Here is a 22,527-nt window from a genome sequence, read left to right as displayed (position 1 = left end):
AGTGCAATAGTATCTGAACGTCATTATTCGGACACATCAACGCTTTATGCATCAAATATCTCTGCGCCCGCAGAATTTGTGCCATGGTTTAGTGTCTTCTGCCACGGTTTTTAACTACGACCAAAGACACTAACCTATGGCACAAATCCGCAACTCATGACCGGATCCCCGTCTGTGACAGGTGGGCGGGCAGGCTACACGGCGAGCGCGTACATGTCGCGGAGGGCCTCTTCCGCCTCGTCGAGGGCGTATCCGCTCTGGCAGAGAGCATCGCAGCCGTTACCGTAGCGGAGGCCGGCGAGGAACTCGCGGTCGGTCACCTCCGGCAGGTACACCATGAGGTATTCGCCGTTATCGGTGAAGAAGTCGTCAATGTTGGCGGCGTCCTGGCCGGAGTAGAAGGCGCGGAAGTCTTCGTCATTGTAGTAACCAACCGTGTACATGAGGGGCTCCTTTGGTCGCTCGGCGGAGTGGGTGAGAACGCGTTGTTGTTCTCTACCGCCAAAGGTAGGGGGCACCCCTGACACGATAAGGGGCTGCACCGCCCATACCGGAGAAAAAAAAGAAAATATTGCGTGACGAGGGGGTTTTCTGGAGGCGCGCTCCCCCGCCAAAGTCCCCCGCTGCACGGAAGATTAGGTGCGGACTGGCTTGCCTCCTGTGTGCCGTTGCCCCGCCTCCCATACACCGGACGGAAATTCGGTCATGGGTTACGGACTTCGACCATGGGTTAGTGACTCTGGGCTGGGGTTTTAACCCCCACCAAAGTCACTAACCCATGACCGGAAATCGGTGCTGTGCAGAGGGGGTAGATTACACGGCGGGTAGCTGACTGTTTCGATAGGTTGCTGTCTTTACTGCGGGTTAAAGACCCACGGCGAAGACACTAACCTATCGAAGGGCCCCCCTTCCCTCGCTTAACGGCGAAAAGCCACATGTGTTTCGAGAAGCCACCAAAGAAGTGGCTTTTCGAAACACATGTGGCTTCTGGGCGAATAACGGCGGATTACCACGCTACATTCGGGCCTACTCGCCCCTCAGGAATGACGCGACCTTACCCCAGAAACCCTTCTGGTTTCCAGTGTTGCGGGTGCCCGTGGGGGTCGGCTGGAAAACCGGACGCTGCTGGCTCGACGCATCCTGCTGATACGCCGGGTTCTGCTGATACGCCGGGTTCTGCTGGTACGGGTAGTTCGCCTGCGGGTGCTGCGGGTTCGGCTGGTAGCCCTGCGCCTGGTAACCCGGTGCCTGATAGTTCGGATCCTGATAGCCCTGCGCCTGGTACGCGCCTGCCTGAGGCTGAGTACCCGGGTGGTATTGCGCATCAGAGTGGTAGTGGGCATCGGGGCGGTACTGGGATTCTGCACGGTGCGGGGCGTCCGCGTGGCCGTGTGCCTGGTATCCCTGCGGGTTCGGGCGGTACTCAGGGGCCGGCTGAGGAGCCTGCTGGTACGCGGGTTCTGCCTGATGTGCCGCCGCCTGGTTCGCTGCGGGGTGCGGCGGGTTAGAGTATGCGGGGCGCGGGTTCGGCTGCTGCGGCTGGGCAGACGCCGGGCGCTGTGCGGGAACCGGGCGCGCCTCCTGAGCAGGCTCGGCGGTAGGGGCAGGCGCCGGGCGCGCCTCCTGAGCGGGCTGAGCGGCAGGTGCGGGCTGAGCGGCAGGTGCCGGGCGCTCCGGGCTGGTGTGCGGTGTACGCTGTCGCAGCTGGCCACTAGGAACCTGCAAGTGCGACCCCTCAGGAACGCCACTCTGCTCGGCAAGATCCTGAACAACGAACGCCGAACTGAAAAGCATGTCCTCCATGGTCCATTCAAGCGGCGGCTGTGCGTTCGGCGCCAACTGTAGTTTGTCCAGTTCGCGCAGGTGCTGGGCGAGTACCTCCATCATGTAGTTGATGACGGCAAGGTTCGGCTGCTCCCCCAGGTTCTCCGGGTAGGCGAAGTGGTAGACGTAGGTGTTGATGGTCTGCCGCTTTTCCAGGGCTTTCGCCGTCTTCTCAACGGGGACACCGCCGCAGGTCAGATCCGAGATACTCTCGAAGATTTTGGGGCCTTCAGAGGCACGCACGGTCAGCGGACGCGAGGGGTCCACGGCGGACTGCTTCGGCCAGAAGATGCCGGGTCGGAATGCCGTCTGCAGGCTGTTGTTGACGACGATTTCCTTCTCGGGTCGCCAGGGCTTCTCATGGTCCACGATGTACTTGCGCGGCATGGCGAAGGTGGTGAAGGAGCACGCGAAGCTCTGCAGCTCCTCCCCTGCCGGTGAGGTGCTCAGAATGTATGCTTTGGCGCGGTTCCAGGTTTCGCTGTTACGCATCTTGTTGACGAACATGGACAGCTTCGTCATGAACCCGTCGACTTTGACGGTGGGTGCGTCGGCGGTAATCAGGTAGATACGCGCCGTGCCGTAGAGCGAGGAAAGCGCATACTTCTTGTTCGATTCGCCGAAGTTGGTGCCCATGATGAGGTGGCAGGTGGGCGGGTTGACCGGTTCGCCGTCGTAGTAGGGCGTGTAGTCGAAGCCCATGTCGATGACCTGGCAGGCTTCTGCGGCGGCGTGGATGCTATCGAGGGTGAGCGTCTCGTTGGTGGGCGTGCCGTCCGCGTTGTTGAACGCGATGAAGGCGGCCGTGTAGCCGTAGGCCGCGCTCTTGGGCTTGTCCAGGGCGAAGGTGTTGCATCGCGGGTGGTGTGCGGCGTACTGCTGCTGGATGTGTGATACGGCGTTGTGCGGCATGTTCACTCCTTGGGGTGTGGTTGTTTATCGGATTCGATTGTGTGGGTGTGTGATGTGTTTTACTGTACGCTACTCCCCTGACAGGCTAAGCGGGCGGGGGCGCTTTTTTCGCGATAAATCGCGATACGGCGGCTGTACTCTCACCGGCGAGCGCGCTCTCAGCGGTGAGTTTGGCGGGCAGCGAGCATGGTGGCGGGTGGAGGGGCGGCGCATCCAACGCTGCGGGTGCGCCGCGCCCTGTGTTTTACCGGCGCTTGTTTTACCGGTGCTTTAGCCTGGTGGGCTACTTGCCGCGGCGGCGCTTAATTTCCCGGCCCCAGACCATCACAATGTCGATGCCGAGGACCCCGTACTCGTACTCGTCGAGAGCGGCCCGAACTGCCTCAGTGTTCACCGCGAACCAGTCGTTGGGCAGCGAGTCAATCCACGCTTCCCAGTCTGCGATGCGCCAGACGTAGCTCCGTTCCATGTGCTCCTCATAGTCATCACTGCCAAGTGCTTCGGGGAACTGACAGTACCACAAGGTGCCCGACTCACTGTTCGGCCGTTCTTCCCGATAATTAACGAACTGACGCCAGTTCTTCTTCGTGATGATGAAGGACTGTTCCCCGTCAGGCCCGAACTTTTCCACGGTGCCCACGTACGAATTGGTTTTAATGCGCTCCCAGAAGGTCGGCACGTCAATTTCGCGCGCTTGACCAGGTCAGCCAGGTACTCGATACGGTCATGCGGAGGGGCGATGGCGCCATCCGGGAGGGCGTCGCCGAAGGTCAGCAGGCGGCCGGCACGGTAGTCATCCATGTTGATGGTGTCCCAGGAGAAGCCGTTGATTTCTTCGTGCTGGTCGGCTTCAAGGCAGGGGTACCATTCGTTGTCGTACACCATCTGCAGGAGTTCGTTGGAGCGGTGTTCGCCTTCGTAGGCGAAGTCGTTCACCTGAATATTGCGAACGTATTCTTCCTGTTCTTCGTTCAGGTGGTACTGGCCGCCCTTGCGGCGGAAGTTGAGCTTTTTGGTTTCGGTGCCGTTCTTCAGTTTTGCCTTGTGGATGTTGACGGCGTGTTCGATCATCCACTGGCTCGGGTCCAGTACGTATGCGAGGCGAAGCTGCGTCTCGTACGGGGTGATGATGTTCAGGGTGCGCAGCAGTTCTTCGCACCCGTCGGGGTCTTCCCAGTACATGTTTTCGCCGAGGTACTTGAGCTTGTCGTCGAGGGTCATCTTGGGGATTGCGTCCCGCAGGGTCTGTGCCCATTCGGCGGCTTCTTCGTCGTTGGGGTCGGCTTCTACTTCTGCTTCGACCTTCGCCAGTTCCGATGCCATGTAGGTGTCGATGTTGAAACGTTCCGTGTACATCGGTTCCATGGCGTCGCAGCGTTCCTTGTTGATCTGGCGACGCTTCTCTTCCAGGGCCTGGTAGTATTCGAGGTCGTCCAGGGTCTTCTGTTGCTCTTCGGGGGTGAGGCTGTTCCAGTACTCTTCCTCAGCAATACGGTCCTGCTCATCCTCATCAGGGGCAGGCTGCTGCGGCAGGCGCAGCGCACCGGGGCGGCCGTACTGACCGGTACCGAAGGCGTCCAGGGTGATGGCGCCGTGCTTCTCTTCGCGCAGCGGGTGGTCGCAGTTCAGCCACGCGCGGGCCTCACTGATGCTGATGGGCTTAGTCAGGCGGTACAGGCGCACCTCCTGGTTCAAATCGTTCAGGCGCATCTTCTGCTGCTTGAAGGCATCGCGGGCTTCCTTCTCGTTCAGGTACACGTAGAGGTAGTCGCCGCATTCCTGCCACCAGGGTGCGTCCAGGCGCGGGTCGTCCCATACGAGTTCCTTACCGTCCTTACGCTTGTACCGCGGGCGACCCACCGGCGGGTTGTTCACCTCCTTGCGTCCTCGGTTCACATGCACGAGGTAGCCGTACACGCCGGGTTCACCTTCCAGCTCGTTCTTGAGGGTGATGTCGGTATCCGGTCGCTCGATCACCCAGTGCTTCTCATCGTTGAAGTAGGCGATTTCTTCGTCGGTCATGTTGTCGAAGAGGGTGCAGTCGAAGAGCATGCGCGGGTCGGTGAAGGATTCGTAGGGGGCTGCATCACCGAACGCGTTGCTCACGTAGCGGGTAAGGTCTTTGGGCATGCCCTGGCGGCGCCACTTGTAGGGGTGGACGGTCAGGTCCTTGTCCCAGGGGGTTTCGCCGGTGATGCCGGGGGCGCGGCGCTGCATGAGTTCGGCGGAGAGGTCCTTGCCGTTGACGACGACGCGGTGTGCCTTTTCGAGTCGCTCGTAGGAGTAGCGGGCGCGGGCGTTGCGTTCGGCGTGGTACTTCTTCTGGTAGGCCTTGTAACGGGCTTCGGCTTCAGGGCTGCGTGCCATGGTGGTGGTCCTTTCTCGCGGGATGCGCTGGGAGGCTGCGGTGCTCTCGGCGCGTGGGCTTCGGTGCTTCTGATTACAGAATAGGAGGGACCCCTGACACGATAAGCGGGGCGGGATTTACCCCCGGGTAAAACACGGGCCGCCTCCCCCTCATGAACGGCGAGAAGCCACATGTGTTTCGAGAAGCCACCAAAGAAGTGGCTTTTCGAAACACATGTGGCTTCTGGGCGGGATATGAATCCGGCTAAGACTCTTCCCTAGCAATAACCTGCAGGTTCTGAATACCGCCCTGATTCACAATATCCAGAGCCAGGGTACGAAGCGGCGGCAAGACATCTTCAATTGGTGCCAGCGGATCAATAAATGTAGACACAGGCTGAAAACGCTTAATGGGTTCAGAATCAGTCTCTTCAGCAAGCAATGAGATTCCCTCATACATCCTTCGGAAGACAATTGGTTCTCCAGACCGACCGATCAGACCAACACGAATGCGGAATCCCCCATACACATCGCGTTCTTGCGCATGTTCCCGAAGAAGAGAGAAGAAATCTATAAGAGCCTTCTCAATATCTGTGGACATGCAATGATTAGGCTTTCCGGCTAGATACTCTGCTAAAGCGGACGACATACTCCGTACTCCCCCAAGCTGATAGGCTCCCACCAACGTTCCGTCATTGTGTAGGTATTTACGGTATTTAGCGTCTGCCAGTGCATAGCTCCGAAGTACCCACTGTCGCATTCCCATAATGTTTTCTCCGGAATCCCAAATAGAAGTATGGCTAGTCTGCGTTTGGTGTTCTTTAGATTTGTTTCCATGCTGTGAAGCCATGAGATAGGAATACGCCCACGGACGAGTATGGCCAGAAGCTATATCGCTGGTTATCGGATCTGCAGAACTTCTAGGGGCAACAGGAACTGCGGCAATAGCAAGGAAGACTCCCTCTTCTGGATTGAGGGCATCTGCCGCCTGTTCAAAGTATCCCTGTAGGGTCTTTTCCTGCTCCACGCCACGCTGGAAACGCTCACGGAAACCACGCTCAATATCCCGATAGGTCATCGGATTCGTATGGGGGCCGTTACGGCGTGGTGCTACAAAGGCATCATTACCCTTCCTCGCAAAATGAGGAGCATCCGCTGAATCAGGAATATGCATGAGCACGATATACCCATCATCAGGATTTTCTCCGCAAGGGATTTTTTCAAAGTCAAGACCCACGACCGGCGGACCAATCTTACTGTATGCAGCTTGAAGGATGCGCTGTTCATCAGTTGCGGACCATTGAATGGGATTTATTGAGGAAGCCCCATTATTTTTGCCGTCTTCTCCTACCCCAAAGACAATCCAGCCGCCACCGCTATTAGCCATAGCTGCGATATCTTTTGAGGCTTCTTCAGACCATGTCGGTTTTTTGTGGTTGTACAGTTCCTTTTTCCAATCAAGGTCGCTGGTCTCTTCCAGGCCTTCCTCAATGGCCTTTTTGATAATCTCAAGAGTGAGATTCCCAGGTTCTAAGCCCAGGGCACGGTGAATGGGTGTAAACATTAGAGAACTCCTTATCAAAAGAGGAAATACCCATAGAATCTGAGTGCTATCCGCCCTCAAAGCTCAGTATAGATTCCCTACGGAATTTCTGCCCCTGAATCGGTCAAATTATGCAGGGATGCGGGAGGGCTGCGTACACGCCGAGAATAACTCAGCCAGCACACAGCCCTTCACCTATCGAACCAGCTACTTAGCGGTTTGCCTGCGAGCGCGCGGCTTCTTAGCCGGCTTCGCAGCTTCCTCTGCCGCAGTCAGCTCCTGATAGCGCTCGAAAAGAATCTTCAAACGCGCTTCATCAGAAGCACAACGACGAGACGCACCAAAGGCAACATCCACCGCAGAATCCAACTCATCATGAGCCGCACGCAACGCCGGATCCATAGTTGCTAGCGACTCATATAAAGTTTCCAACGAAACAGGTTCATCCTCGCGCTCCTCAATAGCCTTACGCGCAGCCAACACCTTACCGCCCGCATCAATCACCTTACGACGCTGCTCCTCAGAAATCTCGGGCAGAGGAAGGTTGTTCCACACCACCGTATTTGCGAACCTCAAATCAGACTTTATCTGACCACCAATTGCTCGTTGCCATGCAATAAACATGGAGGAGGAAATGATAGCAAATGCAAGTCCATCTGGATCAGTAGCCGTAAAAACTGCATCACTTGCAATAGCTTCTGCTGGCAAGTATTTCACAGTGAAATACGGACGATCTGCAGACACATGTCGTGGAATACATACGTAAGACGTCAAAGGACGTGCTTTATTTGGACGCATGCGATGCGGAATATCGCGTAGCTTGTAGGCGTCTCCCCCCTGAGGCTGAGCAGAACGCCACTCACGGTTTTTTTCCACACGAGCACTGAGTACCGGGCTTGAAGCAATTTCCTCTTCTGAAGCAGCTTCCAGCCACAAGCACCAGCGTTCCAGTCCCTGTATCAGCTCCTTAGCACCAACGAATGGACGCAGATAGCGAGCTGCCACCGGGTCAGCAGCAACCACCGGGTAGTCCTCCACCTTAACGATTAGATTTCCATCATCCGTTGACTGGCTTCCTCGAACTGCGGCAGGAATCAAAGAAGACAACGGCTTCGAACGATCTTTAACCAGTACGTTCGGTCCATCACTCACCAAGTAGGCATTCAGGGAATGAACAGACTTCTGTTCTACCGTTCGGCGAGTCGACCAATCATAGTCAAAGACACGCACGCTACGCTTCTCCGGCACTTCCGAACGGGTAAAGCCTGTAATCACGCAGTGCACTGCTGCCTTGCCGGTAGCTTCGGATTTCCAAGGAAAAGTGCGGTATGCGAACTTAATACGCCAACCGTCCCGGAAGAGCGGGCCAAAGAGCGAAGGTACAGGTTTCCCCTGAACAATCGAATTCGTGGAGACAAAAGCAAACTCCCCCGGTACCTCAGTCACGCCCAGCGACTCAGACTGTTCCTGTAAGTTCTTCAGGTAGCGAGCAGCCTTTGCGAACCATGCCGTTGCAAAATCCAGGTACCCGGCATAGTCATCGCCCCAGGCTAGACGCATGCCGCATTCTTTCGCTTTTTTCTCTTCTGTGCCTTCGGTGCCTTTCTTCCCTTGACCAGCAAAAGGAGGGTTGCCTGCAATGTACACGCGTACACCATCCGCCACATCCTGCGCAGTCACCGGCAGAACCTTCGACCAATCACGGTCCACCTGCTCGCCCAAGGCAGGGTCAATCTCAGTCAGAGCATCGCCCTCAAGAATATGGGCGCTATGAGCCAGAGGAAGACGCACCGGAGCATAACCAAACTCCTCCATCATCTTCTGGTCCATCTGACGCTCAACCAAAAACATTGCCGTGCGTGCAATTGAGGCAGGCCACGGGTCAATCTCCAGACCATAGAAGTGATCAATCGACACTAGCGGTTCTAACGAACGTACACGGTTAATAGGGCCCTGGCGCGTTCCCGCTTCACCCAACATGAGCGAAGATTCTCCATGCTTATTATGTTTGAATCTCGTATCCAACTTATTCAAATCACGTAGATATACCAAGACATCCAGCTCCAGCTTACGCAGCTCACGGTAAGCAATAATAATGAAGTTACCGCAACCACATGCGGGATCCAAGAAGCGAATGTTAGCGATACGACGTCGCAGATTATTCAGCCCAGTCCGTCGCTTATCCGCATCCTTCTGGTTTTTGGCATTCTCGAAGTCATCTTGAAGTTCATCCAGGAACAGCGGACCAAGTGTCTTCAGCACATCCTCTTCCGAGGTATAGTGCTCACCCATCTCACGGCGAGTCTTTGCGTCACGCACCGACTGGAACATCGAACCGAAAATAGCCGGAGAAACCTTCGACCAATCACGCTCCGAAGTCGCCAACAGCTGCTGACGGAACGTCTTTGCCACCGCGCCGCTCATCTCAGCAGGAAGCGGCACAGCGTCCGCAAACATGCCGCCGTTCACATACTTAAAGCCAGACAGATACTCCGGAGCGTCCGCCACCGCAGAAGCACCCACAGGCTTCGTATTCAGCAGGTCGAAAAGCTCATTCAGGCGCTGTGCCAGATCCGTACCCTCCTGGTGGGTATCACAAATCATCCGCTCAAACGAGTTCGCATCCTCAGACTCAGACCACATCTGCGTATCATCAGCGAACAGCAAGAACAGCAGGCGCGCCATCACCGTCGAAATCTGAGCCTCCGACATGCCAGCCTTCGCCAACGACTCAAAAAGACCCGCCATCTGGTTCGACGCAACACGGGTCTCATTCACCGTCTCAACGTCAAAACCACGACGCATACGGTCGAGAAGACCCAGAATCGACACACCATTCACAATATCGTCAGAGGTCAGATACAGCAGAGCACAACGATCCAACAGCGCCTCGACCTGATCCCTATTCGTCACCAACAGCTCGTGACGAGTCAAACGCGACGACGAAACACTCGGCCAACGCCACACCTGACGCGGCGCAAAACCGGTCCCTTCCTGCACAAAAATACACAAGCGGTGCATGCTCAAGGTGCGCAACTTGCGGTCCACCTCAAGCTGCGAGGTATTCGAAGGAATGCGGTCCACACGGCACACCCACACCGGAATGCCCGACTGCGCCGCCACACACTCCACGTTCAATACGCCAGAAGGAACCAGGGGGTCATCCACCGGCACGCTCTGTGCCTTGTACGCTCCAGGGCGCGGTGGATCCCAGTCCAAAGATTCAACAAAGAAATCACCCAGGCGACCCTCCACCAGATACGAACGCGCCTGGTCCAGGTCATCATCAGGCCACATAACGGCCATAAAAATACTCCTTCACAAGAGAACAGTGAACCAACCGATTCACAGAAAAACTACACACAGCCCCGCGGTGCGAGACGCTTCACCGCGCCCCGCACCACAGGCCATAGCACCCACCGGGGCACACTAACGCACGGGATTCTTACCCTCAAAATCAGGATCCGAAATCGCCAACGAACACACCACACGTGCCATCTGCATATCAGATTCCTTCACCAACAGCTCATCATCCTGCTGCATACGCAACAACGCATCCAGCAAAGAGCGGTTATCCGCCTTACGGCGCAACATACGGCGCAGTTCAGACTCAGCCTGACGACGCAGCGGGTAATGGTACAGCTTATCCAGAACTTTCTGCTCCTGCTCCCCCAGTTTCGTTGTCTCAAACGAAGCCGTGTTATCAGCCCCATAGAAACGGTTCCATACCTGACGGCGAACACCACGCAACCTACCTACAGACGTACCGCTATTCTTCAAAGCGTGCTGCGTCAACCTCTGCTGTAAGTCATATGCCTCCGGGCTCGTCACTTTGTTCGGCGTCCCATACTCCGCATAGAACAGACCCAACGCTTCCGTAGCTGACACAACATGATTCGTTTCAGGACCATTTTTATTACCACGAATAGCGATAGAAAACAAGTCAATTTCATTACTCGTCCGGATATACGACACCATTACAGTATTCTCATCTGCCGGATGAATGCTCTTCTTCTGGCGCGAAGGACGAGTAGCCAAACGTTTATCCTGCATACGCATAATTTGCTCAGCTTTTTCAGGATGTTGCACAAAAAAGTCAGCCCAACGCTCTGCAGCCTCAGACACAGGGTCAATACCCCTTTCATCAAGGTCTGTATCCTTCAGAACACCTGAGTAGAAGTCCTCCAGCATACGGGTAGCTTCATCGTCCGAAGACATATCGGCAAAGAACGCCTGATCAGCACCAAAAGCCTCAGCGGCAGACTTTAAACGTTCACGAATACGCGAACGCAAATTCAAAGTCTTCTCCACTGTCTGATGCGAAATCAGATACACGTTCACCTCATGATGAACCTGACCCACACGGTCCACACGACCCGCACGCTGAATCAGACGAATAATCGCCCACGGCAAGTCATAGTTCACCACCACGTGAGCATCCTGAAGGTTCTGGCCCTCAGACAGCACGTCAGTCGCTACCAGCACACGCAACTCATCAGAGCCGTTCTGGGCAGGAGGCTCCGCGTCAGATGCCTGCTCCGTTGGCACACGGTTCGACACTGGCGAGAAACGACGAGCATACGAAGCCGGATCAGGAGTATCACCAGCCACCGCAGCCACATTCTCAACGCCCAGCTTCTGCAGGCCCTCAGCAATGTAGTACGCAGTGTCCTTATACTCCGTGAACACCAGCACCTTATCGTTCGCGTGCTTCTGCTCAATCAAATCACGCAGATCATGCAGCTTCGAGTCAGTCTCAACCTGCCACGTACCAAAGCGCCTCAGCATAGCCTTAATCAGGTCGCTATCATGCTGCAAATCATCACGCAGACGAGACGTAAACACCGTCGAAGAAACCCACTTCGTCTGAGCCGGTGCACTCTGAACCAGGCTCTCATACATCTGTTCTGAATTTCCGCTCGAGTCCTGAACCTGCAGGCCATCCACAGACTCAAAGTCAGCCTCATCAGAACCATCCAGGTCCAACTGGTCATCCGAAAAACTACCCGTCGGAACGCTCAGCTGATGGTCAATTGCATAAATCCACAGCTCATTACGAATCAGCTGACGAGTCAACGACTGAATAAACGAATAACCCGAAGAGCTCAAACGCTTATACAGGCCCGAAAGCACAAAGCCACGCACATTACCGCGGCCCGAACGAGCCGCCTCAATAACCGCCCTATCCTCCGGAGTATGGCGAGCATCCGGGTTGTCATACCCCGAAATGTCATAACGCGGCAGACGCAAATCCCTCAAATCATCAAGGGTCTGGTCATCCTCCATAAAGCGGGCAGGGTCATCCTCCTTAAACTCGTGGTCCAGCCATTCCGACGCCCAATCCGGGTAATAGAACTTACCCGTCGACAGCTCCAGGTAGCTGCGCTCCTTCGTCACCAAACCATCAGGAGAAGTCCACATCTCCGTCGGCGCCTGGCGCTTAGTGTACGCACGAGTACGACGTACCAGCTGATCCTCCAACAGCCTTTTCCAGTCCTCCGGCTCCTCAGAAATCTCAAAAGCGCGCAGGGTTGATAGGTTACCCTCCCGCTTGTCGAACTTATCAGGGTACTCTTTCAACCCTGCCTCAGGAATAATGCCCAAGTCAGCGTCCTCATCAAGGTACAGAGCCAGCTGCGCCTTCACATCGCTAAACGACAGGTTAAACGGGGTCGCAGTCAGAAGCAGAACACGCGACTCATTACGCGAGACATACTCCTTAATGGCACGCCACACCTGCGTCTTCTCGTTACGCAGATTATGCGACTCATCACAAATCACCAGCTGATAACGCTCTTCTAAGTCCGGCAACTCAGCAGTAGCCATCGAATAGCGAACCACCTCGCCCCTAATCTCATACTCTTTTAGATGTTGTCTCCACATCTGCTCCAGGTTCTTAGGACACAACACCAGAACGCGCATATTCTCTTCGTTCTGCAACATCGACGCCACAGCAATCGCAGTCAAAGTCTTACCCAGACCCACCACGTCACCCAGCATCGTGCCACCACGGCGCATCAAACGGTGCACCAAAGTATGAGCAGCCGACTTTTGGTAATCCATCAGCATATGCTCCAAACGCGGAGAAAGAGTATACTTCTGCTCACCAAAACGAGCGTCTTTAGATAGCTCGTAGCAGACCTTCATATACACTTCATACGGAGTGACAGGTTCAACCCATGATTCATCAATCAAATCAATAATCTCTTGGGTAATGTTAAAAGGGGATTTCTTCCATAGTTTTTCAAACCAATCCTTCAACTGTGATGATTGGTCCTTATCTGTCAACTCAACATTGAGCTCCAAATTCGTGTGCAAACCCGGACGAGTAAAGTTCGACGATCCCACAAACGCAGCCACCTGGCTAAGGTCTTCCGTCTTAGGGTCATAAGCTACATAGAGTTTACCGTGCAACGTCTGCTTCGTATACACCCTCATCTGCACACGCCCAGACTCCAAATGCTCCTTCAGAGTCAACAAAGCCTGACGATGCGAAGAGCTCGTACCACCAGCCATTAGCTGGTCACGCAAATGCAAGATTAGTTTTTCATGTTGTTTGCGTTGTTCTTCCTTTTCTATCTCTTCCGAATACTCATCACCGCGCATCTCTGCCTCAGCCGCACGCTTCATCTGTTTTGTAAGCGAACGAGGAACCATACCCACCAAAATACGAGCCACCGGAACGGTCTTCTCTGGGTCATCGCAAGGTTCAAAGGGAGCCGATGCAATCTCATCGGAAAATTCACTCCACGCGCTCAAGTTCATATAGCCCGTCGCAATATCCAGACGGTTATAAGATTTTATTTTATTCTTCAGCGCAACAGCTAGCTTTGCGTTCTCACCATTTTGATGCTTAAGGACATCAACATTATCAAATATATTAATCATTATGAGCTCTCCCTCAAATCAACTAAAACTAGTAATAATTATGCCGCAAGTAGCGCCTTAGCCAGCTCCAGCTGAGCCTTAACCTTCGCAGTACGACGCTTACGGCCAAAAGTCGCCAACACAGCCGACTCAACGTCCTGGCCCTCATCCATCAGCTCAGGATTCTGCTCATAGAAGCGCCAAGCATTCGCAATCTCAACCGGACTAATCTGGTCAAACTCGCGCACCGCACCATCAACCGAAGGGCGGAACTCGCCATACTCCTCGCGCGGCTCTTCAACATGCCACACGAACTTATGCTCATCCACCTGCAACTCAGGCATGCGGTCCGCCAAACGGATAATCCAGTCGCGGTTCTTCTTCGCCAAACGGCTCACACCAAAGCACTGCGCCGCCAAAGTAGCCAAACGATCAGCCTGAACCGGGCCCTCAGCAGACACAATCTCTTCAAGAGCAGCAGACATCTGCTCCTTAGAACGCTTGCTACGCAGCGAATCAAAAATGTCACGGTCACCCAACGAAATCGGCTCCCACGGCTCAAACGGGTAACGGCCCTCCCCCACCGCAAGACACAGCGGAGCAGGCGAAGAATCAGAGGCCGGTGCCGGCTGAGAAGCCGAAGCAGGAGCCGCAGACTGGGCAGGTCGAGAAACCGGAGCCGGGCGAGCAGGGCGAGTAAACGCACCACGAGGCGCAGACACCTCAGTCTTCACCTCACGGGCAGTCGACGCAGCCTGGCGGACCTCCTCGTCCAGCTCACGACGAACCGGAGCCGCCTCACCAGCACCAAACAAATCAGCATGCACACGGTTCAGCTGACCCTCACACCACGCCTGCTGCTCCGACGCACCCAACGCCTCAAAAAGACGAGCCGCCGAATCGTAGATACGCACCGCGTCATTGCGGTCCAAATCGACATAATGCGCGCTCTTATTACGGAAAATACGCAGGTCCTGCGCATAAGTGCGCACCTTGCGAGCGCCGTCAGGTTCAAAAGGGAACTTATTGTTCGGGGGCCCCACAGGTTCAGTAAACATACGAAGCTGAACCTGAAGGTCCTTCGGGTTGTAGAGATCAGGATGACGGAGGCGGTCACGATTCTCATCGTGAATCTTCAAAATGATGGTCCAGCCACGCTCTTCAAGAACCTTCTGAGGCATGAACTCCTTCTGAGCCAACAACTTAGTCAGCAGAGGGTCAAGCTCACGGCTCAGATAGTACAGGCACGAGGAAATGTGAGCGTTTGCCTTTTCAATAGACATATAAAAACCATTTCGTTGTATGTGTTGCAGCAACCATTGCCACCACATTCATTATGCCTAATGAGAACGACATGTGCGTACCGGTTCGTCATTATGGAACCCAACCCGCTTAACAGCGAAAAGCCACATGTGTTTCGAGAAGCCACCAAAGAAGTGGCTTTTCAAAACACATGTGGCTTCTCAGCGTATAGAAGAGCCTACGCTTCCGAGGGCTTCGCGCCGGTCAGGCGGTACGCCTTGTACACGCCCGTCACGTTGCGGACCACGTTCAGCACGTGCTCCAGCATGAAGCGGTCACCCAGCTCCAGGGCGAAGCGGTCCACCACGGTACGATCCTCCGAGGTGTGCACGCGCGCATCCAGAATGTTCACGCCCGACTCAGAGATAGCGCGAATCAGGTCGCTCAGCAGGCCCTTACGGTCCAGCGCCTCCACCTGAATCTGCACACGGTACGTAGCGGTCGGCGAAGACGCCCACTCGACCGTGGTCACGCGCGGTTCCTCGTCAGCGTTACGCATGTTCGGGCAGTCACGACGGTGCACCGAAATGCCGTTATAGCGGGTCACCATGCCGATAATGTCATCCGGCGGAACCGGGGTGCAGCAGCGCGCAATCTTCGTCAGCACGCCCTCAGCACCCGGCACAATCACGCCGTTATCGCCAATCGCCTTGCGGGTCGACTTCAGCAGCGTCTCGTCAAAGTCGCTGACCTCAACCTCGGGTGCCGGCTCGTCGCCACGGTGCACCTCAACGAGGGTGTCAATGACCTGCTTCGGCGCGATCTCGTGTTCACCGATCGCACGGTACAGCGACGCCACATCGTTCTTGTGCAGCAGCTGAGCCACCTGAGTCATAATCTCCGGGCTCATCATCTTCTGCAGCGGCAGCTCACTGTTGCGCATGCTCTTGGTGAGCATCTCGCGGCCAGCGAGCAGCGCCTCCAGACGGCGTTCCTTCGCGAAGTACTGGCGGATCTTCGTGCGAGCGCGTGAGGAGCGAACGAACTTCAGCCAGTCCTCGCTGGGTCCGGCGTCTTCGTTCTTCGTGGTCATAATCTCCACGGTGGCGCCGGTGGGCAGGACCGTGTGCAGCGGCACGAGGCGGCCGTTGACCTTCGCGCCGACCGTGCGGTCGCCGACTTCACTGTGGATGGCGTAGGCGAAGTCCACGGGGGTGGAGCCGTTGGGCAGGGCGATTGCCTCACCGTTGGGGGTGAGTACGACGATTTCGTCGGTGTCGAGGGTGTCCGCGAGCGACTCGTAGAACTTCTCCGACTCCGGGTTGGAGTTCGAAATCTCCGCGATGGACTGCAGGATGCCGACGTTCATCATCGCCGAGGTCTGGGTGCCCGGCTCCTTCGGGTCCTTCGCGGGTGCGCCGCCACGAGCAGCGACCTTCTCGTCGCGCGACGCCGCCTTGTAGCGCCAGTGCGCCGCCACACCGTATTCAGCTTCTTCGTGCATCTTGTAGGTGCGGATCTGAATCTCAAGCGGCAGGTTACCCGGGCCGTACACGGTCAGGTGCAGCGACTGGTAGTTGTTGTTCTTCGGGTTCTTAATGTAGTCCTTGAAACGGCCGGTCATCGACGGCCACAGGGACAGCACGTGGCCGAGCACCGTGTAGCACTCCGCCTCTTCCTCAACCATGATGCGCACGGCGAGGATGTCGTTAATCTCGTCGAAGCTGCGGCCCTTCGTCTTCATCTTCTGATGAATCGAGTAGTAGTGCTTGGGGCGGCCCGTCACGGTCGCGTCGATGCCCACCTCTTTCAGGCGGTCCGTAATCTTGGTGCGCGCCTCGTTCAGGAACTTTTCGAGCGCGGGGGTGCGTTCGCCGACCATGCGCACCATTTCGGCGTAAATTTCCGGGCTCATGGCGGCGAAGGACAGGTCCTCCAGCTCCCACTTGATCGTGTTCAGGCCCAGGCGGTGCGCGAGCGGCGCATAAATTTTCAGGGTTTCTTCTGCCTTCTTCGCGGCAGAGGCCTGCGGCACAAAGCGCCAGGTGCGGGCGTTGTGCAGGCGGTCGGCAAGCTTGATGAGCAGCACGCGGATGTCCTTGCTCATGGACAGCACGAGCTTGCGAATCGTCTCGATGGAGGCGTTCTCGCCGTAGGTCATCTTGTCCAGCTTGGTCACGCCGTCGACCAGGTAGGCGACCTCCTCACCGAACTCTTCGGTGAGCTGCTCCATCGTGTAGTCGGTGTCTTCCACGGTGTCGTGCAGCAGGCCGGCGGCGAGCACGGGGCCGGTCGCGCCCATCTCCGCAAGAATCGCGGTCACAGCGACCGGGTGGGTGATGTACGGGTCGCCACTCTTACGCTTCTGACCCTCGTGGCAGCGGTTCGCCACCTCGTAGGCGCGCTGCAACACCTGAATGTCCTCATCCGGGTGGTAGCGGCGCACGGCACGCACGACCGGCGCAATCATCGGGGAGAAACGGATGGTACCGCCGTGCGAGTCGGAGGCTTCCATCTTGCTGCTGCGGCTACCGAAGACGAGGCGGTTCGGCACACGTCCGCTAGCAGCCATGACACGGTGCGAGCCGCGCTTCCTCTTCGCATCAGACGAATCAGTTTCAGGCAGAGGAATCGGGCCAGCGGGCCGAACCGCGGGCTTCTCGGCGGTCCCTGCAGGGTTCTCAGCGTTGGTGTTCACGGCAGGTTCTGCACTCATTCCGGGCTCCTTTGGACTCAAGATAATCAGCCGCACACTCAGGTTCCTCATCGTTGAGGGCTATACCGGCCAAACCAGCCATCAGCAGGCTCAAACGCGAGCGCACAGTATCTTCACTTCTTATCCTACCCAGCGGTCTGGAACGCGCCAAACTATGCGACGTTTTAACACACCAGAGCGCGTTGTTTAGGAAATAATCGGGCATGCTAAAGGGGAGCCGACACCTTTCGGTATCGACTCCCCTATCGTTAGCAACGCCAGTAGCGCTGGCGGAACGCTGGCTAACCGTTCAAGTTCACGCGGTGAATCTCAATGGTTGCACGTGCCGGCTTCTTAGCAGGCTTCTCGGGTGCCTTCTCGTCCTCGGTCGCCTTGTCAGCAGATTCCTCAGACTTCGTAGCCTTCTCAGCCTCGGCGGGCTCCTCCGAAGAGTCACCCTCAGCCTCGTCAGCATCCTCAGCGTCCTTGAAGTTGCCGCTCTCCACCTTCGCGGTGTGCTCACGAATCTGAGCCTCACCCAAACGCAACGAAGCATACAGCGGCGCAGACACGAACAGCGTGCCGAACATGCCCACCAGAATACCCACAAACAACGACAGGGACAGGTCCTGCAAAGTACCTGCACCCAGGATGAACGCACCAATGAACAAGATCGCGCCCACCGGCAGAACACCCACAATAGCGGTGTTAATCGAACGGACCAGAGTCTGGTTCACCGCCAGGTTAATCTGCTCGGCAAAGGTCGTGTCGCGGCGTTCCAGCACATCCTCGGTGTTCTCACGGATCTTATCGAACACCACCACCGAGTCGTACAGCGAGTAGCTCAGAATCGTCAAGAAACCAATAATTGCACTCGGAGTGATCTCGAAGCCGAACGCGGCGTACAGGCCAACCGTCACCACCACGGTGAAGAACAGACCCGCAATAGACGCCAGCGACATCTTCCAGGTGCGGAAGTAGAACGCCATACCAATCAGCGCAAGCACCACAAACGCGACCAGACCCCAGAACGCCTGACGGGTCACATCCGCACCCCAGGTCGGGCCCACAAACGAAGAGGTCACGTCATTCTCAGAGACGCCGTAACCCTCCTGCAGAGCCGCCTTCACCTGCAGAGTCTCATCATCGCTGAGCTTGCTCATCTGGGCACGAATCGTACCCGGCGCAATATTGGTCACGCGAACATCCGAAGCGTCCTTCGCCTTCTCGTGAATAATGCGCTCACCCGTAGCAGTATCAACGTGCGCGGTCTTCGAGACCACGAACTCCGAACCGCCACGGAAATCAATACCCAGATTGAAGCCGCCACCAACAGCCGGAATCAGCACCGAAACCGCCATCAGCACAGCCGCAAGCAGCAGCCACAGGCGGCGCTTACCCACGAAGGGGTACGAGCGGGCACCCGAATGCAGGTCATTACCGAAGCGGGCAAAAGCATTAGGTTTCACATCGGTAGCCATGCTTAGCTCTCCTTCTTCTCATCAGAAGCAGACTCGTCAGCCTCAGCGGCAGCACGCTCTGCACGGCGACGCTCAGCGATGCTCAGCTGCTTCTCCTCCGGGCTGCGGAGGCGACCGGCACCACGGTACAGCGGCGTAGCGCCCAGCGACTCAGGCGACAAGCCCGAGTGGCGGTGACCCTCACCGAAGTAGCGGGTATTCGCCAGCAGAGTCAGCATCGGGTGGGTGAACAGGTACACGACCACAAGGTCAGCAATCGCAGTCAAACCAAGGGTGAACGCGAAGCCCTTCACCGAACCGACCGACACCACGTACAGCACCACAGCAGCCAGCAGGTTCACAGCCTTCGACGCCAAAATAGTGCGGGATGCACGCTGCCAACCGTGGTTCACCGCCGACGGGATCGTGCGGCCCGCACGGATCTCATCACGGATACGCTCAAAGTAGACGATAAACGAGTCAGCCGTAGCACCAATCGCCACAATCAGACCCGCCACACCAGCCAGGGACAGGCGGTAGTTCAACGCCCAACCCAGCAGCGCAATCGCCTCATACGAAATAATGCCAGCCACAACCAACGACATCATCGTGACAAAGCCCAGCAGACGGTACTGGAACAGCGAGTACACGAACACCAGCAGCAGACCAATCAGGCCGGTCAGCAGACCCACACGCAGCTGCTCCGAACCCAGGGTCGCAGAAATCTGCTGCTCCGACTGGATCGTGAAGCTAATCGGCAGGGCACCGTACTTGAGCTGATCGGCGAGAGCCTTCGCCTCCTGCTCAGTGAAGTTACCGGTAATCTGCGGCTTACCATCAGAAATCACAGCCTGCGACACCGGGGAAGACAGCACCTTGCCGTCCAGCAGAATCGCGAAGCGGGCACGCGGATCATTTGCGTTCTGCGCACGAATCGCGTTCAGGCGAGAAGTAATATTCTGGAACTTCTCACGAGCCTCATCATTGAACTGAATGTTCACAGCCCAACGGCCCGTAGTTACGCCCTGACCGGTTGTCTCCTGCGAGTGGCTTGCGGTAGAAATATCGCTACCGCTCAGCTCCACAGGACCCAGAATGTACTTCTCCTGACCGTCAGTGGAGCACGCCACCATCGGCTTAGTCGGGTCCGCACTATCGGCGTCCTCATTGCGTGCCGCGGTGCAGTCCTTCGCCTCATACTGCTTGTACAGGTCCGCAGTAATCCAGTTACGGTCCGAACCATTAGTCGGCTCCGCAGAGGGCTTGGGCAGCTTATCGTCCGCAGTGCGGGCATCCTCAGCCACCGCAGTACCGGCACCAGAAAGCAGCACCGGGCGGAACGTCATATTTGCAGACGCCTGAATCAGCTGACGAGTCTCAGCGCTAATCGTTCCGGGAACCGAAACAACCACGTTATTACCCGAGCCGAAGGAGGTGGTAACCTCCGCCTCCGAAACGCCGGCACCATCAACGCGCTGACGAATAATCTCAACCGCCTGGTTCAACTGCTCCTGGGAGACGTTCTCATCCGAAGAGCCATTGACCTTCGGAGAAAGAATCATCTGAGTACCACCCGAAAGGTCCAGGGCGAGCTTCGGTGCCCAAGAACCTCCCGAGTAGGTGGTGCCGAAAATACCGGCAGCCATAACAACCATGAGCAGGACCATCGAGAGGAGCGCCCCTCGCGCGGCTGCAAGCGGTGAACGCTTAGCCATAATGTTCCTTCTTCGTGTGAATAGTATTGAGTGTTCTACAGATTCCGTAACGCGAAAACCCGACGCCGCTCACTGGGCGCCGGGCTCATACGCGCTGAATTACTTAGCAGTATCAGAAGAGGTATCGGAAGCGGGAGCTTCGGATGCGGTAGCCTCGTACACGTCCTCGGTCAGGGGCGCCGCGGGGGCTTCCTCCTCAACGACGGCCATAATCGCGTTCAGTGCCAGGGTGATAACAACACCGTCCGCAATCTGAAGCTGCAGCTTGTTGTTCTCAAGGTCAGTGCTGACAACGGTGCCGTAGATGCCGGAACCAGTCATCACCTGGGTGCCGGGGACGAGAGACTGCTGCATTGCGCGCAGTTCCTCCATCTGCTTACGCTGACGCTTCTGGGCGGAGAACATCATCCATGCCAGCAGCGCCATCATGGCGATCATAATCAGGAGGTTAAAATCCATGGTCTCACTTTCACATCCGCACCCGTGCCGCTCACCGCGAGGGTTGAGCGTACCAGAAGGTGTGGAATCGTAGATACAGTACGTATCCATCCTACGCGAGAGCATGAGCTTTAGCGCCCCGAACCAGCGTTTTTGTGAGGTTAACCTGAGTTTTGGACTCTCTCGGCGTAATTTTATGTCGCTGGTAAAGACCGGCAGAGCCCAATGGAACCCGACAGCGCCCAATGGAACCCGACAGCGCCTGCAGAACCGGTAGAAGAGCACCGCGCCTGCAGAAACCGGGGTACAGAGAAGCCCGCGGGAGGCGGATACCTCCCACGGGCTACTACAACAGTGTTATCAGCTGGTGCGGGGCTAGAGCTGATACGAATCTAGAGCTGATGCGGATCTAGAGCTGAATCTCCGGGGCCTCCAAGCCGAGGTGCTCCCACGCTGCGGGCAGAGCCACACGACCGCGCGGGGTGCGACCAATCAGGCCCTCACGCACCAGGTACGGCTCGGCAACCGTCTCCACGGTCTCCGTCTCTTCACCCACCGCAATGGCGAGGGTGGACAGACCCACCGGGCCACCGCCGAACTTGTGAATCAGCGCCTCCAGCACGGCGCGGTCCAGACGGTCCAGGCCGCGCGAATCTACCTCGTACATGTCCAGCGCGGTTGCGGCATCGGTCGCATTGATGCGGTCCACACCGTTGACCAGTGCCCAGTCACGCACACGACGCAGCAGGCGGTTCGCAATACGCGGCGTGCCGCGGGAACGACCGGCAATCTCGGTGAAACCCTCGGAGGTAATCTGCATATCCATCAGACCAGCGCTACGGCGCAGCACCAGCTCCAGCTCCTCCACCGAGTAGAACTCCAGGTGACCGGTAAAACCGAAACGGTCACGCAGAGGACCGGGCAGCAGACCCGCACGGGTCGTCGCACCCACCAGAGTGAACTGCGGCAGCTCCAGCGGAATGGAAGTCGCACCCGCACCCTTACCGACCACAATGTCCACACGGAAATCTTCCATCGCCATGTAGAGCATTTCCTCAGCCGGGCGGCTCATACGGTGAATCTCATCCAGGAACAACACCTCACCGGGAGTCAGCGAAGACAGAATCGCCGCCAAATCACCCGAATGCTGAATCGCCGGACCGGAGGTGATGCGCAGCGGCGCCTCCATCTCTGCCGCAATAATCATTGCGAGAGTGGTCTTACCCAGACCGGGAGGGCCCGACAGCAGCACATGGTCGGCGCTACGGCCACGCATCTTCGAAGCCTCCAACACCAGGGACAGCTGCTGACGCACACGGCGCTGACCCACAAAGTCATCCAGGGACTTAGGGCGCAGTGCCGCCTCAATCATCTTCTCTTCAGGCTCTTCTTCCATCGCCACCAGGCGCTGGGCGGGAGCTGAAGACGCCTGAGTGCCGGGCACCTGACCGGGAAAATACCCGCCGGAAACCAGGGACGCCGCGG

General features: G+C 56.8%; 13 protein-coding genes and 1 pseudogene. All 14 read right to left on the bottom strand.

What is annotated here, in order from left to right; genetic code table 11:
* Positions 1–194: 194 nt before the first annotated feature.
* Positions 195–443: a hypothetical protein gene (locus HMPREF2845_RS04780; protein ID WP_005505891.1), complete on the bottom strand. Its 249-nt coding sequence runs from the start codon at positions 441–443 to the stop codon at positions 195–197.
* Positions 444–1,026: 583 nt separating this feature from the next.
* Positions 1,027–2,736 (bottom strand): histidine kinase, encoded by a 1,710-nt coding sequence (locus HMPREF2845_RS04775; protein WP_070634024.1) that lies wholly within the window; start codon positions 2,734–2,736, stop codon positions 1,027–1,029.
* A gap of 283 nt (positions 2,737–3,019) precedes the next feature.
* Complete coding sequence (locus HMPREF2845_RS09235) at positions 3,020–3,205, bottom strand: hypothetical protein (protein ID WP_141752949.1); 186 nt, start codon at positions 3,203–3,205, stop codon at positions 3,020–3,022.
* A complete protein-coding gene (locus HMPREF2845_RS04770) occupies positions 3,127–5,103 on the bottom strand; it encodes a hypothetical protein (RefSeq protein ID WP_070634023.1) in 1,977 nt (658 codons plus the stop codon). Before HMPREF2845_RS04770 ends, HMPREF2845_RS09235 begins: the two co-directional genes overlap by 79 nt.
* Positions 5,104–5,347: 244 nt before the next feature.
* Positions 5,348–6,646, bottom strand: coding sequence for an AlbA family DNA-binding domain-containing protein (locus HMPREF2845_RS04765; RefSeq protein WP_070634022.1), 1,299 nt, complete (start codon positions 6,644–6,646; stop codon positions 5,348–5,350).
* A 186-nt stretch (positions 6,647–6,832) separates the two neighbouring features.
* A complete protein-coding gene (locus HMPREF2845_RS04760; protein WP_070634021.1) occupies positions 6,833–9,931 on the bottom strand; it encodes a DNA methyltransferase in 3,099 nt (1,032 codons plus the stop codon).
* 123 nt (positions 9,932–10,054) lie between these two features.
* Entirely contained in the window at positions 10,055–12,688 is a 2,634-nt protein-coding gene (locus HMPREF2845_RS04755; RefSeq protein WP_246824616.1) for a helicase-related protein, read from the bottom strand.
* A 174-nt stretch (positions 12,689–12,862) separates the two neighbouring features.
* A pseudogene (locus HMPREF2845_RS09400) lies at positions 12,863–13,231 on the bottom strand (phospholipase D-like domain-containing protein); the annotation flags it as partial.
* A gap of 320 nt (positions 13,232–13,551) precedes the next feature.
* Complete coding sequence (locus HMPREF2845_RS04750) at positions 13,552–14,775, bottom strand: DUF3320 domain-containing protein (RefSeq protein ID WP_070634019.1); 1,224 nt, start codon at positions 14,773–14,775, stop codon at positions 13,552–13,554.
* A 197-nt stretch (positions 14,776–14,972) separates the two neighbouring features.
* Positions 14,973–17,450 carry a RelA/SpoT family protein gene (locus HMPREF2845_RS04745; protein ID WP_070634018.1) on the bottom strand — a complete coding sequence of 826 codons (2,478 nt, stop codon included), beginning with the start codon at positions 17,448–17,450 and terminating at the stop codon, positions 14,973–14,975.
* 281 nt (positions 17,451–17,731) lie between these two features.
* Complete coding sequence (secF, locus tag HMPREF2845_RS04740) at positions 17,732–18,910, bottom strand: protein translocase subunit SecF (protein WP_070634017.1); 1,179 nt, start codon at positions 18,908–18,910, stop codon at positions 17,732–17,734.
* 2 nt (positions 18,911–18,912) lie between these two features.
* On the bottom strand, positions 18,913–20,604 hold the full coding sequence (secD, locus tag HMPREF2845_RS04735; RefSeq protein ID WP_070634016.1) for a protein translocase subunit SecD: 1,692 nt from the start codon (positions 20,602–20,604) through the stop codon (positions 18,913–18,915).
* Positions 20,605–20,703: 99 nt separating this feature from the next.
* The gene (gene yajC / locus HMPREF2845_RS04730) at positions 20,704–21,063 is read right to left on the bottom strand and encodes a preprotein translocase subunit YajC (protein ID WP_049342021.1); all 360 of its coding nucleotides are present in this window, start codon (positions 21,061–21,063) and stop codon (positions 20,704–20,706) included.
* Between the two features lie 388 nt (positions 21,064–21,451).
* The gene (gene ruvB / locus HMPREF2845_RS04725) at positions 21,452–22,438 is read right to left on the bottom strand and encodes a Holliday junction branch migration DNA helicase RuvB (RefSeq protein WP_172855776.1); all 987 of its coding nucleotides are present in this window, start codon (positions 22,436–22,438) and stop codon (positions 21,452–21,454) included.
* Between the last annotated feature and the right edge of the window lie 89 nt (positions 22,439–22,527).

The sequence above is a fragment of the Rothia sp. HMSC065B04 genome (assembly GCF_001812285.1).
GTDB lineage: Bacteria > Actinomycetota > Actinomycetes > Actinomycetales > Micrococcaceae > Rothia > Rothia mucilaginosa.
The sequence above is the reverse complement of the archived record's forward strand: the minus strand, read 5'-3'. Positions and strand labels throughout refer to the sequence as shown.

Coding starts and splice junctions, on each gene's coding strand:
- HMPREF2845_RS04760 (WP_070634021.1), bottom strand. CDS start 9,931: ATGGCCGTTATGTGGCCTGATGATGACCTGGACCAGGCGCGTTCGTAT.
- secF (WP_070634017.1), bottom strand. CDS start 18,910: ATGGCTACCGATGTGAAACCTAATGCTTTTGCCCGCTTCGGTAATGAC.
- HMPREF2845_RS04770 (WP_070634023.1), bottom strand. CDS start 5,103: ATGGCACGCAGCCCTGAAGCCGAAGCCCGTTACAAGGCCTACCAGAAG.
- ruvB (WP_172855776.1), bottom strand. CDS start 22,438: ATGGAAGAAGAGCCTGAAGAGAAGATGATTGAGGCGGCACTGCGCCCT.
- HMPREF2845_RS04780 (WP_005505891.1), bottom strand. CDS start 443: ATGTACACGGTTGGTTACTACAATGACGAAGACTTCCGCGCCTTCTAC.
- HMPREF2845_RS04755 (WP_246824616.1), bottom strand. CDS start 12,688: ATGGATTACCAAAAGTCGGCTGCTCATACTTTGGTGCACCGTTTGATG.
- HMPREF2845_RS09235 (WP_141752949.1), bottom strand. CDS start 3,205: ATGGAACGGAGCTACGTCTGGCGCATCGCAGACTGGGAAGCGTGGATT.
- HMPREF2845_RS04750 (WP_070634019.1), bottom strand. CDS start 14,775: ATGTCTATTGAAAAGGCAAACGCTCACATTTCCTCGTGCCTGTACTAT.
- HMPREF2845_RS04745 (WP_070634018.1), bottom strand. CDS start 17,450: ATGAGTGCAGAACCTGCCGTGAACACCAACGCTGAGAACCCTGCAGGG.
- secD (WP_070634016.1), bottom strand. CDS start 20,604: ATGGCTAAGCGTTCACCGCTTGCAGCCGCGCGAGGGGCGCTCCTCTCG.
- HMPREF2845_RS04775 (WP_070634024.1), bottom strand. CDS start 2,736: ATGCCGCACAACGCCGTATCACACATCCAGCAGCAGTACGCCGCACAC.
- yajC (WP_049342021.1), bottom strand. CDS start 21,063: ATGGATTTTAACCTCCTGATTATGATCGCCATGATGGCGCTGCTGGCA.
- HMPREF2845_RS04765 (WP_070634022.1), bottom strand. CDS start 6,646: ATGTTTACACCCATTCACCGTGCCCTGGGCTTAGAACCTGGGAATCTC.